Raw genomic sequence first — 13,993 nt, 5'->3', positions numbered from 1 at the left:
GGGGTCAGCGTCCGGCGGATCGGGGGTCAACGGGTCGGATCAGGCCCGGCGGCGACGGACCAGGACGACGCCGATCAGTCCGCCGGCCAGCAGGGCCAGCGCCGCCGGCTCCGGCACGGGCGCGGCCTGGCGCAGCAGCAGAACCGCATGAATGAAGCGATCCTCGTCGAGTGCGGTGGCCGCGATGTTGCCGGCATTGTTGAGGTCGAACAGGCCGAGCATCAGCCAGTCGGTCGGCAGCGCGGTGATCTCGTCAAGGTACTGCAACCCGGCCGCAGGGGTCCAGAGTGCGGCACGGTCGTCGAACATGCCGATGGCGGCCCCGGAATCATTGATGTCGACAATCGCCCCATTGGTGAATTTCAAGCCGAGATCGGTGAAGCCGGTCAGCGCCTCCCAGCGGAACAGGCGCTGCTCGCCAGCGACCGTGCGGACCCCGAAAATCTGGCCCTGTTCGTTGATGTGGTAAGGCATCGCGCCGCCCGCCGCCGGCCAGTCCGTCAGCAGGATGGCGGTGCCGCCGGCCGGCGCCCAGAACGGCGTGGTGGCGGTGACAACACCATTGTCCCTCGTCACCACCCGACCGATGATGTCGCCGCGATTATTGAGGTCCACGGCAAGGACGCTGGTGGTCCGCAAGTGCTCGGTGCCGTCGACGACGACCGTCTCCAGGCCCGGCGGCAGACCATCAATGGTCGAGACATTGCCTGCCGCATCCCAGCGGAAGACGGTGGTGAAACCAGCCGTGCCGCCATCGGGCAACTGCTTGACTATCGCGACCCTGCCAATAATGACACCGCTGTCGTTGATGGCGACCGGATGATAGTTGCGCCAGAGTTCGTCGGGTGCCAGCGCCGGCTCCGGCAACAGCGTCAGACCCTGGCCGACCTTGCCGCGCAGGATACGACGATCCGAGCCATCAACGCCGAGCAATGTGCTGGTGATGATCTCGCCAGCGTTGTTGATCGCGCCATCGGACAGGATCGACGTCTCGCCGATGACGTGCGAATTTCCGTTCCGTTCCCGGATCCAGGCGGCATAATCAAGCCCGCTCTGCTCGTCATCGCCCAACGACAGATAGACATCATCACGGTCGTTAAGCGCCGCGATCGCTTCGGCGCGATCAGGCGTCAGGTCGATGACACCGTATATCGGGCTGGCGTGGGCGGCGGGCGCCAGCACGGTGAGCACGGAGGCCGTCAGGACCAAGGCGAACGACGCCGCCCTCGCGAATGCCGTGCGACTCATGATGCCCCTCACATCATATCGAGTAAAACTCCTTATACGCGAAATAACGCGCCACATCAACACGCCTGGCGGACATGCCCTGCCAAGCCGCCGCCAGCAGGATGCCTACGCCAGAGTGTCGAAAGCCACCGCGCTTGCCCCCGTCACTCCCCCAGGCAGCGGGCGAGCGTGGCGGGGTCGATATTGCCGCCCGACAGCGTCAGCACCAGCGTGCGCCCGGCGGCGGCGACGCGACCGGCGAGCACCGCCGCCAGCGCCGCCGCCCCGCCCGGCTCGACCACCAGCTTCAGTTCGGTGAAAGCGAAGGCCACCGCCGCCGCCACCTCCGCCTCGGTCACCGCGACGCCGCGCGCCCCGGCGGCGTGCAGGATCGGGAAGGTCAGCGCGCCGACCATCGGCGTCTGCAGCGCGTCACACAGGGTCGGCGGGTAGCCGTCGATGCCCAGCCGGGTGCCGGCGGCCAGCGAGCGGGCGACATCGTCATATTGTTCGGGCTCGGCGGTGACGATGGCGATGCCGGGGAAGGCGTCGGTAAGCGCCAGCGTGCAGCCGGCCGCCAGCCCGCCGCCGCCGCAGCAGACCACGAAGGTATCCGGCACCACGCCGAGCGCCGCGCAGTCCTCGGCGATCTCCAGCCCGGCGGTGCCCTGGCCGGCGATGATGTGCGGGTCATCGAACGACGGCACCAGCACCCGGCCCTGCGCCGCCGCCAGCCGGCCGGCGATCGCCTCCCGGCTTTCCGTCGCCCGGTCGTAGAACACCACCTCGGCGCCCAGCGCCCGGGTGCGCGCCACCTTCAGCGCCGGCGCGTCGGCCGGCATGACGATGGTCGCCGGCACCTCCAGCAGGGCGGCGGCCGCCGCCACCCCCTGCGCGTGGTTGCCGGAGGAGAAGGCGACGACGCCGGCCCGGCGCTCGGCCGGGCTCAGCCGGCCCAGCCGGTTGCAGGCGCCGCGGAACTTGAACGAGCCGGTGCGCTGCAGCGCCTCCGCCTTGAGCAGAATCCGGCCGCCAACCCGCTGATTGAGCACCGGATTTTCCAGCAACGGGGTGCGCAGGGCGACGCCGCGAATCTGGCGCGCGGCATCATGGACGTCCGCCAGTGCTACCGCCTGTGCCGGCGCAGCCGCCGTTAACCCTGCATTCATAAATCAACCCCTTGAAAGACAAAGGACATTTCACGTCCCCCAGGACCACGGACGATGTCACAAAAAGCATCTTTACATGGGGGTCCGCAGACCCTATGTGCGCCTTCTGCTGCCCCATGGGACTTCCAACCGCAAGGCAGCGTATCGTCAACTACCCGTTGGAGGTCCCATGAGATGCGCAACGACCATAGCGCGCTGGGGTTAGCGTCAACCCGTCGTCCGGCTCAGCCGGTCACCTGCATTCGTCCGCACGCCGCTGCACGAGCCGCCCGTTTCTTCACCGAGAAGTTTCCGGGCAAGGTTCTGTACGCCGTGAAGGCCAATCCGTCGCCAGAGCTGATCCAGCTCCTGGGGGACAGCGGCGTCACGCACTTCGACGTGGCCTCGATCGCCGAGGTGCGTCTGGTGCGCCGCATCCACCCGCAAGCGACGCTGTGCTTCATGCATCCGGTCAAGGCGCCGGAAGCCATCGCGGAAGCCTACTTCCAGCATGGCGTGCGCACCTTCTCGCTCGACAGCCATGACGAGCTGGCGAAGATCATGGCGGCGACCGACAATGCCGCCGATCTGACCCTGTGCGTGCGGCTGCGGGTGTCGTCGGGCCATTCCAAGCTGTCGCTGGCCTCGAAGTTCGGCGCCGGCGTCGAGGACGCGCCGGACCTGCTGCTGGCCACCCGTCAGGCCGCCGACACGCTGGGCGTGTGCTTCCATGTCGGCAGCCAGGCGATGTCGCCGCAGGCCTATGCCGACGCGCTGGCGATCGCCCGCGCGGCGATCGTCCAGGCCGGCGTCACCGTCGACGTGGTGGACGTGGGCGGCGGTTTTCCGTCGGCCTACCCCGGCATGATGCCGCCGCCGCTGGAGGCGTATTTCGAGGTGATCAAGACCCACTTCGAGGCGCTGCCGATCTCCTACTCGGCCGAACTGTGGTGCGAGCCGGGCCGGGCCTTGTCGGCGGAATATGCCAGCGTCGTCGTGCGCGTGGAGCGCCGGCGGGGTGACGTGCTGTTCATCAACGACGGCGCCTACGGCTCGTTGTTCGATGCCGCCCACGTCGACTGGCGGTTCCCGGTGACGCTGCTGCGCGCCGAGGCCTCGCGGGCCAAGGAGATGGGCTTCAGCTTCTACGGCCCGACCTGCGACGACATGGACTTCATGCAGGGGCCGTTCATGCTGCCCGCCGACATCCAGGCCGGCGACTATATCGAGATCGGCATGCTCGGCGCCTATGGCGCGGCCATGCGCACCGACTTCAACGGCTTCCGGGCCGACGAAACGGTGGTGGTCGCCGACGCGCCGATGCTGTCGCTCTACGACGACGCCGACATGGAAGCGTCACGGGAGACGCTTAACGTCGCCGGCACGGCCGAGTAAGACAACCCGCACCCATTCCTCGCCCGGGGCGAAGCCCGCATACCCCGGGCGAGGATCATGCCCATGGCCAGCACACGCCGACGCGGCTCGGCGGGTCTTGGCCGTTTGAGTATGGAAAGGCTTGCCTCCATGTCCCACAACCTGAGCAACGACAAGCGCAAGGCGGCACTGCTGTCGACCACCGTCGAGCACATCGACATCACCAGCTTTGACGCCCGTCCGATCATCGACTCGATGGCGAAGATGAGCTTCACCAGCCGTGATCTCGCCCGCGCCACCAGCATCTACAACCAGATGCTGGCCGACCCGGACTGCTCGATCTTCCTGGTCATCGCCGGCTCCACCTCGGCGGGCGGCTGCATGGACGCCTACGCCGAGCTGCTGCGCTCGAACATGATCGACGGCGTTGTCGCGACCGGTGCCTCGATCGTCGACATGGATTTCTTCGAGGGCCTGGGCCACAAGCACTATCAGGCGCTGGAAATCCCCGACGACAACACGCTGCGCTCGCTCTACATCGACCGCATCTACGACACCTACATCGATGAAGAGCAACTGCAGGACTGCGACCACACCATCGGCAAGATCGCCGACAGCCTGGAGCCCAAGGCCTATTCCAGCCGCGCCTTCATCCGCGAGATGGGCCGCTACCTCGCCGAGCACGGCAAGAAGGACAACAGCCTGGTCAAGCTGGCGTTCGAGCATGACGTGCCGATCTTCTGCCCGGCGTTCGTCGACTCCTCGGCCGGCTTCGGCCTGGTGAAGCACCAGGTCGAGCGGATGAAGGAAGGCAAGCCGTACATGATGATCGACGCGGTGGCCGACTTCCGCGAACTCACCGACATCAAGATCAAGGCCGGCACCACCGGCCTCCTGATGATCGGCGGCGGCGTGCCGAAGAACTTCATCCAGGACACCGTGGTGTGTGCGGAAATCCTCGGCCACGAGGACGTCGAGATGCACAAGTACGCGGTGCAGATCACCGTCGCCGACGTGCGTGACGGCGCCTGCTCGTCCTCGACGCTGAAGGAGGCGGCGAGCTGGGGCAAGGTCGACACCGCGCTGGAGCAGATGGTGTTCGCCGAGGCCGGCTCGGTGCTGCCGCTGCTGGCCTCCGACGCCTACCACCGCGGCCACTGGCGCAACCGCGTCAAGCGGCGCTGGGGCGCCATCTTCGACTGATCGCTGACGTCGACGGCTCGGCGGCGGCCAGCCGGCCGCGAGCCATTGCTGAACCGACACGGGGCGTGCCTAGCCGGCGCGCCCCGTTTGCATTGGCGTGACCGGATCAGCGGGCGTGGCGGATTGCCTCTTGCGGATGATAATGAGTCGTAATAACAGATACGCGATCGAGTTGTAGAGACAGGGGACAAAGATGACGCGTCGCACCCGAAGCGCCGCCTGGATGACCGCCGCGCCGCTGGCTGTGCTCGTGGCGGCGGTCGCCCTGCCGGCGGCGGCACACATGCCGTTCCTGCTGCCCAACTATTTCTCGGTGACCGATCGCGACCACGTGACGGTGGACGCCGGGTTCACCGAGACCGCCTTCGCGTCGGACATCGCCCTGAAGTCGGAGCAGTTTCACATGCTCGCGCCCGATGGCAGCCGGGTACGGCTGGCGCCGGTATTCTCGGTGCGCGACAAGACGGTGCTGGAGGCGGCCCTGCCCACCCGGGGCACCTACCGGTTGTCCACCGGGCTGCGCCTCGGGCGGCTCGGCCGCATGGCGCGGGTGAAGGATGCCTGGGTGGTGCTGGGCGAAGGCAATGCGTCACCGCCGGCGGGCGCCACCTCGGTGGTGCCGGTGCAGAGCGTGACCACGTCGGAGACCTACGTCACGCGCGGCGCGCCCACCGCCACGGTGCTCGCGCCCACCGGCAGCGGTGTCGAGCTCCACCCGCTCACGCATCCCAGCGAGCTGTTCGTGACCGACGGCTTTGCCTTCGAGTTGCTGCACGACGGCAAGCCGCTGGCCAACCAGCGCCTGGAGCTGTTTCTCGGCCATCAGGTGCCAGGCAGCCACAAGCCGCTGACCAGCGTCACCACCGACGCCGCCGGCAAGGCCCGTCTCGATTTCAGCCAGCCCGGGCTGTTCATGCTGATGACCCGGCATCGTGGGCCGGCACCCGCCGGCGCCGCCACGCCCTGGCGCAGCCACACCTACACGCTGACCTTCGAGGTCATGCCGTGATCTTCACCCTCTCTCCAACAAAGGACATCGTCATGACCAGAACCTTCGGGCTTTCCCTCGCCATCACGCTGATCGCCGGCACGGCAGGCGCCGCGCCCCATGGCTTCGAGGCCTTCGTCAAGCAGTACGACAGCAACGGCGACGGCATCGTCAGCCCGCTGGAGTTCCAGCAGGAGCGCGACGCCAGCTTCAAGGAGACCGACACCAACCGGGACGGCGTCATCAGCGAGACCGAGTACGTCGCCGAATTCACCAAGCGCCTGGACGAGAACATGAAGCGCATGCGCGAGACCCAGCTCAAGCAGGCACACATCCGCTTCGAGTCGATCGACTCCAACGCCGACAAGCGCATGTCGCGCGACGAGTATCTCGCCTCCGGCTGGCGGATGTACGGCAGCCACGACAGCAACAGCAACGGCAAGCTGTCCGGCGCCGGCGAGAACAGCGCCGTCACCGCCAACCAGCCGCCGGCGAAGAAATAACCCCGCCGGGATGGCGATCGCGGCCGCCGACCCCGGCGGCCCGGCGCCGTCCCGATCATTCTTGTGACACTTTTCCCTGTCCTGACGGGCAGCCGCGCGGCTGCCCGTCTTTTTTGGTTATTTCGTATAATTCAAATTCACCTGTACGTCATTATTCATATTGATTCTGCGACTTATTATTAATAACGATCCCCACGGTTCATTCACACCCAAGGGGGTTTCCATGCGTCATGCTCTGCTGCTTTCACTGCCACTGTGGGTCGGTGCCCTCGCGGCGCCAGCCCTGGCCGCCGATGCCGCCGCCGACGCCGATGTCAACAAGGCACCGGCCCGCGACTCGGCGACACGGCTGGGAGCGGTGACGGTCTCGGCGACCAAGATCGAGACCGACATCGCCGACGTGCCGTCGACGGTCAGCGTCATCGACGACCAGCAGATCGAGGAAAATCTGGTCACCGACATCAAGGATCTGATCCGCTTCGAGCCCGGCGTTTCAGTCCGCAGCGCCCCAAGCCGCTACTCCGCCGCCGGATCGGCGACGGGGCGTGACGGCAACAGCGGCTTCAACATCCGCGGCCTGGAAGGCAACCGCATCCTGATCCAGGTCGATGGCATCCGCCTGCCCGAGGCGTTCAGCTTCGGCGCCCAGGCCACCGGGCGCGGCGACTATCTCGACCTCGACCTGCTGAAGTCGGTCGAGATCCTGCGCGGGCCGACCTCGGCGCTCTATGGCAGCGACGGCGTGGCCGGCGCCGTCAGCTTCACCACCAAGGATCCCGATGATTACATCGACACCGACGGCTGGTATGCGGAGGCCAAGGCGGGCTATGCGAGCGCCGACGAGAGCCTCGCCAAGAGCGCGCTGGTGGCCGGCAGGTCCGGGGCCTGGCAGTACCTGCTGGCCTACACCCGCCGCGACGGCCACGAACAGGACACCAAAGGCGACAACGACGAGCCCAACAGCAACCGTACCCGCGCCAATCCGCAGGATATCGGGTCCAACGCCGTGCTGGCCAAGCTGGTGTTCGCGCCCAGTGACGCCCACCGCCTGCGCCTGACCGCCGAACACAGCGACCGCGAGATCGACACCGACGTGCTCAGCGCCGTCGCGCCGACGCCCACCGCCGCCACCAGCACCCTGGCCCTGTGGTCGCGGGACAACATCAAGCGCGACCGGGTGAGCCTCGACCACCGCTATACCGGCGACGGCGGCCTGCTGCACGCCGCGCGCTGGAACCTCCACTGGCAGCAGAGCCGCAACAAGGAATATGCCGAGGAGGACCGCAACACCGCCGCCGATCGCATTCGCGACAACCGTTTTGACACACGCGTCATCGGCGCCAACGCCGATCTGGAGACCGTGATCGAGGGCGAGGCCATCTCCCACCACTTCGTCTACGGCGGCGACCTGTCGATCACCCGCCAGAAAAGCCTGCGCGACGGCACCGTGCCGCCGGCCGGCGAGACCTTCCCGGCCCGCGCCTTCCCGACCACCGACCACACACTGGGCGGCCTGTTCGTGCAGGACGAAATCAGCCTGATGGACAAGCGCCTGACGCTGTTCCCCGCACTGCGCCTCGACTATTACCGCATCAAGCCGGAGACCGACGCCACCTACACCGGCTCGCCGCCGACCCGGCAGTCCGACACCCACCTGTCGCCCAAGCTCGGCCTGGTGTTCAAGGCGACCGACTCGATCGGCCTGTTCGCCAACTACGCCCGCGGCTTCAAGGCGCCATCGCCGTCGCAGGTCAACTCGGGCTACACCAATCCGGTCTCCAACTACCAGATCGTCTCCAACGCCGACCTGAAGCCCGAAACCAGCGAGACCATCGAGGCCGGCGTCCGTCTCTCCGGCAAGGCGTGGTCGCTCAACGCCACCGCCTTCAAGGGCTGGTACAAGGACTTCATCTCGATGCAGCTGGTCTCGGGCAGCTACACCGCGACCAATCCGGCCATTTTCCAGTACATCAACCTCAATCGCGTCGAGATCAGCGGCGTCGAGGCCCGCGGCCAGCTGACGCTGCCGGCCGGCTTCGGCCTGCTGGCCACCGCCTCCTACACCAAAGGCGACACCAGGATGGACGGCGACGACGTGCCGCTTGACACCATCGACCCGTTCAAGCTGGTGGCGGGCCTGAGCTGGCGCGCCGCCGATGACCGCTTCGGCGGCCAGCTGATCGCCACCATGGTCGCCGACAAGAAATCCTCGCGCATCTCGACCGCCTGTTCCGGCGGCTGCTTCGCGCCCGATGGCTTCACCCTGGTGGACGCCACCGCCTTTTTCAACGTCAACAGCCACCTGAGCGCACGGGTGGGCGTGTTCAACATCCTCGACCGCAAATACTGGTGGTGGAGCGACGTGCGCGGGCTCGGCGCCACCTCGACGGTCAAGGACGCCTACACCCAGCCGGGGCGCAACGTCGGCCTGTCGCTCACCGCCCGGCTGTAGCAGACCCGCCGGCACACGCGGCCCGGGCGAGACCGGGTCGCGGCCATGGCCCTCGCGGGCCCCGCCTCGGCGGGGCCCGCTCGTTTTTTTGACTTCCCACAGCGGCGCGCGGTGCTTAAAGCCTTTCCGCGAGTGACCGTGGCCCGGACAGGGCCGCGAGTCTCATTGGTTGGTTTGTGAGGGCAAGACGACATGGCGAACAGGGCGCGACCACTCTCCCCGCATCTTCAGGTCTACCGCTGGCGGTCCAACATGCTGGTGTCCATCCTGCACCGCGTGACGGGCAGCGGGCTGGCCACCGTCGGCGCCGCCGTGCTGCTGTGGTGGCTGCTGGCCGCCGCGTCCGGCCCGCAGGCCTATGCCTTCTTCCTCGACGCCGCGACCAGTCCGCTGGGCCGGCTGGTGCTGTTCGGCCTGACCTTCGTGTTCTTCCAGCACCTGTGCTCGGGCGTCCGTCACCTCTATATGGACACCGGCGAGGGTTACGACCCGGCCACCAGCCGCAGGCTGGCCAGCCTCACCCTGGCGGGATCGACGATCCTGACCCTGGTGACCTGGTTCCTCGTCTATTTCGCCTAAGGGAGCATGAGACCGATGAGCTTGCGCACCGAACTCGGCAAGGTCCGCGGCCTGGGCGCCGCCAAGGCCGGAACCCATCACTGGTGGCTCCAGCGCGCCACCGCCATCGCCCTCATTCCGCTCGCCGTCTGGCTGATCGCCTCGCTGGTCTCGCATGTCGCCGGCGGCCATGCCGTGGTGACGGCCTGGATCGGCAACCCGCTGGTCGCCGTGCTGCTGCTGCTGTTCGTGGTGGCGATGTTCTATCACGCCAGGCTCGGCCTGCAGGTGGTGATCGAGGACTATGTCCACGACCACGGCATGAAGCTGGCCGCGCTGCTGGCGGTCAACTTCCTCGCCATCGCCGGCGGCGTCGCCGGCGTGTTCGCCATTCTCAAGATCGCGTTCGGAGCCTGATCCATGTCCGAGGCTTACAAGATCATCGACCACACCTATGATGCCGTCGTCGTCGGCGCCGGCGGTTCGGGCCTGCGCGCCGCCATGGGCATCGCCGAAAGCGGCCTGAAGACCGCCTGCATCACCAAGGTGTTCCCCACCCGCAGCCACACCGTGGCGGCCCAGGGCGGCATCGCCGCCAGCCTCGGCAACATGGGGCCGGACCACTGGACCTGGCACATGTACGACACGGTGAAGGGCTCCGACTGGCTCGGCGACCAGGACGCCATCGAGTATCTGTGCCGCGAGGCCCCGGCCGCCGTCTATGAGCTGGAGCACTTCGGCGTGCCGTTCAGCCGCACCGAGGAAGGCAAGATCTACCAGCGCGCCTTCGGCGGCATGACCCAGAACATGGGCAACGGCCCGGCCGCCCAGCGCACCTGCGCCGCCGCCGACCGCACCGGCCATGCCATGCTGCACGCGCTGTACCAGCAGAGCCTGAAGTACGACTGCGACTTCTACATCGAGTATTTCGCCCTCGACCTGATCATGGAGAACGGCGAGTGCCGTGGCGTCGTCGCCATGTGCATGGAAGACGGCACCATCCACCGCTTCCGCGCCAAGGCCGTGGTGCTGGCGACCGGCGGCTACGGCCGCGCCTACTTCTCGGCGACGTCCGCGCACACCTGCACCGGCGACGGCGGCGGCATGGTGCTGCGCGCCGGCCTGCCGCTGCAGGACCTGGAGTTCGTGCAGTTCCACCCGACCGGCATCTACGGCGCCGGCGTGCTCATCACCGAGGGCGCGCGTGGCGAGGGCGGCTATCTCACCAACGCCAACGGCGAGCGCTTCATGGAGCGTTACGCGCCGTCGGCCAAGGATCTGGCCAGCCGCGACGTGGTCTCCCGCTCGATGGCCATGGAAATCCGCGAGGGTCGTGGCGTCGGCAAGGAAGGCGACCACATCTACCTGCACCTCAACCACATCGCGCCGGAGATTCTCGCCGAGCGCCTGCCGGGCATCACCGAGACGGCGCACATCTTCGCCGGCGTCGACCTGCGCAAGGAGCCGATCCCCGTGGTGCCGACGGTGCACTACAACATGGGCGGCATCCCGACCAACTACCACGGCGAGGTGGTGACGCTGAAGGACGGCAACCCCGACACCGTGGTGCCGGGCCTGTTCGCCGTCGGCGAGGCTGCCTGCGTGTCGGTGCACGGCGCCAACCGCCTGGGCTCCAACAGCCTGATCGACCTCGTGGTGTTCGGCCGCGCCGCCGGCCACCGCATCGCCGAGATCATCAAGCCGGGCACGGCGCACGCCGCCCTGCCCAAGGACTCCGCTGATCTGGCGCTGGGCCGGCTCGACCACTTCCGCCACGCCAAGGGCGGCACGCCGACCGCCGAGCTGCGCCTCAAGATGCAGAAGACGATGCAGGCCGACTGCGCCGTGTTCCGCACCGAGAAGATCCTTGAGGAAGGCAAGGGCAAGATCGACGCCGTCTATCAGGGCATGACCGACATCGGCGTCACCGACCGCTCGCTGGTGTGGAACACCGACCTGATCGAGACGCTGGAACTCGACAACATGCTGCCGCAGGCGGTGGTGACCATGTATGGCGCCGCCAACCGCAAGGAAAGCCGTGGCGCGCACATGCACGAGGACTACCCCAACCGCGACGACGACAACTGGATGAAGCATACCGTTGCCTGGTTCTCCAACGACGGCAAGGTGACCATCGACTATCGTCCGGTGCACACCAACACGCTGACCGACGAGATCGAGTACATCAAGCCGAAGGCGCGCGTGTACTGATCCGGCGGCGCACCGCTGATCGCCAGGGCCACGGGGCATCCCCGTGGCCCTTCGCGTTTCAGCTGGGCCTCGGGTAAAGACCAACAATGAGAAAGAGCAATACGCCTACTGACGGCTTTCTGGCACAGTTATAGGAAAAAAGCAATCATAAATTGTTAAACTCATTCCACGGTGCCGGATCCGCATGATCGCGGGTACAGACATCCGCCCCTCGCCGGGCGGGGATGGCACCCACCGATCCGGCTCCCGGCGACAGCAGCCGGTGGCGACGCTTGACGAATCGGACCCGGCCCGGCAGGTGACGGGGATGAAACGCCCGTTGCCCGAGTTGCCATGCTGACCCTGCTGTCCCCCGCCAAATCGCTCGATTTCGAGTCCGCCCTGCCCGCCCCCCTGCCCGCCGGGGCGCCGACCCAGCCGCGCCTGCTGGACCGCGCCGCGGACCTGGTGGCCCACGCCCGGGCGCTGTCGGCGGACGATCTGAAAAGCCTGATGGGGATTTCCGACGCGCTGGCGACCCTCAACGTCGACCGTTTCCGCGCCTTCCGCACCCCCTTCACCCCGGACAACGCGCGCCCGGCGGTGTTCGCCTTCAACGGCGACGTCTATGCAGGCCTCGCCGCCGGCACGCTGGAGGCCGGGGCGATCGCCTTTGCCCAGCGGCACCTGCGCATTCTCTCGGGCCTCTATGGCCTGCTGCGGCCGCTCGATCTCATCCAGCCCTACCGGCTGGAGATGGGCATCGCCCTGAAAACCCCCGGCGCGCGCACGCTCTACGCCTATTGGGGCGACACCATCACCGACCTCATCGCCGCCGATCTGGCGGACGCCGGCACGCCGGTGGTGGTGAATCTCGCCAGCCAGGAATATTTCGGCGCGGTGCGCCCCCAGCGGCTGCCCTGCCCGGTGGTGACGCCGCATTTCAAGGAGCGCCGGGGCAACCAGCTCAAGGTGATCTCGTTCAACGCCAAGCGGGCACGCGGCGCCATGGCCCGCGCCCTCTGCGCGGCCGGCATCGACCGGCCGGACGACCTGAAGGACCTGGCGCCGGACGGCTACCGCTTTGACGCCGCGCTGTCCGACGACCGGAACTGGGTGTTCGTGAAGTAACGCCAGGCGCGCGCCGCGCCGGCTTTCCCGACCTCAGGCGTCCTCGGCGCGCCGCTGGACGACGCAGCCATACCAGCCGAGGCCGCGATAGGTCTCGTAGCCCGGCGTGCGGGCATAGCCCACCACCGCGCCGTCGCTGGTCTCGTAGTGGCCGATGTCACCGCGCTGGGTCGCCAGGGCGAAATGGCTGGCCAGCACGCCGACATTGTCGGAGGCCGCGATCACCTTGTGCTGGCTGTCCAGCAGCAGCACCCGCGAGCGCCGGCGCTCCTCGGCGGACAGCCGCACACCGTTGACCACCGCCATCGCCTGCGGCTGCCAGTCGAAATGGATGCCGAGCACGCCGAGCACCCGGCCATGCCGCTCGCCGCCCTCGCGGATGGCGGCGGCATAGGTGGCGACCAGGCTGTTGTCGAGCGCCCGGCAGGCCGTGATGTCGGCGACCGCATAGTCGTCGCCGCTGGCCGAGCCCAGCGCGTCGCGGAACCACGCCTCGCCGGCGACGCTGTGGCCGGCCACCCGGTAGCGGTCCGGCCGGCCGTTGGCGATCACCGTGCCGGCGGCGTCGGCGATCCACAGGTCGAGGTAGACGGTGTAGGCGTCGAGAATGACCCCCAGCCGCTGGCTGGCGTGACGGCAGGCGGCATCGCTGCGCTCGGCGGCGGCGGCCACCACCGCGCTGTCGGTCGCCCACCAGCGCACGTCGCAGGTGCGCTCGTAAAGATTGCGGTCGATGATCTCGATGGCGTTGAGCGCCAGATCGGCCAGCCGCTGGCCGCGCACCGCCTCGGTGAGGCGCGCGCCCACCTGTTCCAGCAGGCGGGCCTTGCCGACCAGCTCGGACTCGAGATTCTGCGCCACCTCCTCGATCTCGCCGGAGATGCCCTTCACCTCGTTGGCGACGATGGAAAAGCCGCGCCCGGCGTCCCCGGCGCGGGCCGCCTCGATCAGCGCGTTGAGCGCCAGCATCTTGGTGCGGCTGGTGATGCCGCGAATGGCCTCGGTGCCTTCCTGCACCGCCTGACCGACAGCGACCGCCAGCCGGGCGATCTGCTCGGGATCGGTGGACTGGGCCTGATCGGCGGGCATGGACTCAGTAACGGACATGGTGACGCGACCCCTCAACATTGGCCAGACGGCCAAACATGAATCACGGATCATATGTGCGCCGGCTTATATGACAATGCGACTAAAGACATTATCCAACCAGCGAAAATCC

The 13,993-nt window shown here is 67.6% G+C and carries 12 protein-coding genes; 9 read left to right on the top strand and 3 right to left on the bottom strand.

All coding sequences use genetic code 11. From position 1 onward, the window contains the following. Positions 1–39: 39 nt before the first annotated feature. Both ABU113_RS10445 and ABU113_RS10440 read right to left on the bottom strand, forming a co-directional pair. On the bottom strand, positions 40–1,248 hold the full coding sequence (locus ABU113_RS10445; RefSeq protein WP_454559454.1) for a PEP-CTERM sorting domain-containing protein: 1,209 nt from the start codon (positions 1,246–1,248) through the stop codon (positions 40–42). A 143-nt stretch (positions 1,249–1,391) separates the two neighbouring features. Continuing rightward, the gene (locus tag ABU113_RS10440; RefSeq protein ID WP_454559453.1) at positions 1,392–2,396 is read right to left on the bottom strand and encodes a threonine ammonia-lyase; all 1,005 of its coding nucleotides are present in this window, start codon (positions 2,394–2,396) and stop codon (positions 1,392–1,394) included. Between the two features lie 174 nt (positions 2,397–2,570). Between ABU113_RS10440 and ABU113_RS10435 the strand changes: the two genes are divergently transcribed. The 9 genes from ABU113_RS10435 to yaaA all read left to right on the top strand — a co-directional run bounded on the left by ABU113_RS10435 (position 2,571) and on the right by yaaA (position 12,774). Next, on the top strand, positions 2,571–3,770 hold the full coding sequence (locus ABU113_RS10435; protein WP_454559452.1) for an alanine racemase: 1,200 nt from the start codon (positions 2,571–2,573) through the stop codon (positions 3,768–3,770). 129 nt (positions 3,771–3,899) lie between these two features. Continuing rightward, entirely contained in the window at positions 3,900–4,952 is a 1,053-nt protein-coding gene (locus tag ABU113_RS10430; protein WP_454559451.1) for a 1,9-bis(guanidino)-5-aza-nonane synthase, read from the top strand. Between the two features lie 193 nt (positions 4,953–5,145). Next, the gene (locus ABU113_RS10425) at positions 5,146–5,961 is read left to right on the top strand and encodes a DUF4198 domain-containing protein (protein ID WP_454559450.1); all 816 of its coding nucleotides are present in this window, start codon (positions 5,146–5,148) and stop codon (positions 5,959–5,961) included. A 32-nt stretch (positions 5,962–5,993) separates the two neighbouring features. Next, complete coding sequence (locus ABU113_RS10420) at positions 5,994–6,443, top strand: hypothetical protein (protein ID WP_454559449.1); 450 nt, start codon at positions 5,994–5,996, stop codon at positions 6,441–6,443. 223 nt (positions 6,444–6,666) lie between these two features. Then, a complete protein-coding gene (locus ABU113_RS10415; protein WP_454559448.1) occupies positions 6,667–8,895 on the top strand; it encodes a TonB-dependent hemoglobin/transferrin/lactoferrin family receptor in 2,229 nt (742 codons plus the stop codon). 192 nt (positions 8,896–9,087) lie between these two features. Continuing rightward, positions 9,088–9,474 carry a succinate dehydrogenase, cytochrome b556 subunit gene (gene sdhC, locus ABU113_RS10410; RefSeq protein ID WP_454559447.1) on the top strand — a complete coding sequence of 129 codons (387 nt, stop codon included), beginning with the start codon at positions 9,088–9,090 and terminating at the stop codon, positions 9,472–9,474. Positions 9,475–9,489: 15 nt separating this feature from the next. Then, on the top strand, positions 9,490–9,870 hold the full coding sequence (gene sdhD, locus ABU113_RS10405; RefSeq protein ID WP_454559446.1) for a succinate dehydrogenase, hydrophobic membrane anchor protein: 381 nt from the start codon (positions 9,490–9,492) through the stop codon (positions 9,868–9,870). A gap of 3 nt (positions 9,871–9,873) precedes the next feature. Then, a complete protein-coding gene (gene sdhA / locus ABU113_RS10400; RefSeq protein WP_454559445.1) occupies positions 9,874–11,664 on the top strand; it encodes a succinate dehydrogenase flavoprotein subunit in 1,791 nt (596 codons plus the stop codon). Between the two features lie 333 nt (positions 11,665–11,997). Then, the gene (yaaA, locus tag ABU113_RS10395) at positions 11,998–12,774 is read left to right on the top strand and encodes a peroxide stress protein YaaA (RefSeq protein ID WP_454559444.1); all 777 of its coding nucleotides are present in this window, start codon (positions 11,998–12,000) and stop codon (positions 12,772–12,774) included. A gap of 33 nt (positions 12,775–12,807) precedes the next feature. Here yaaA and ABU113_RS10390 read toward each other — a convergent pair whose 3' ends face one another. Further along, positions 12,808–13,881: a methyl-accepting chemotaxis protein gene (locus ABU113_RS10390; RefSeq protein WP_454559443.1), complete on the bottom strand. Its 1,074-nt coding sequence runs from the start codon at positions 13,879–13,881 to the stop codon at positions 12,808–12,810. Positions 13,882–13,993: the final 112 nt, after the last annotated feature.

The organism is Parapedomonas caeni (genome assembly GCF_041060555.1).
In the GTDB taxonomy this organism is placed as follows: domain Bacteria; phylum Pseudomonadota; class Alphaproteobacteria; order Sphingomonadales; family Sphingomonadaceae; genus CAUJIW01.
The sequence above is the reverse complement of the archived record's forward strand: the minus strand, read 5'-3'. Positions and strand labels throughout refer to the sequence as shown.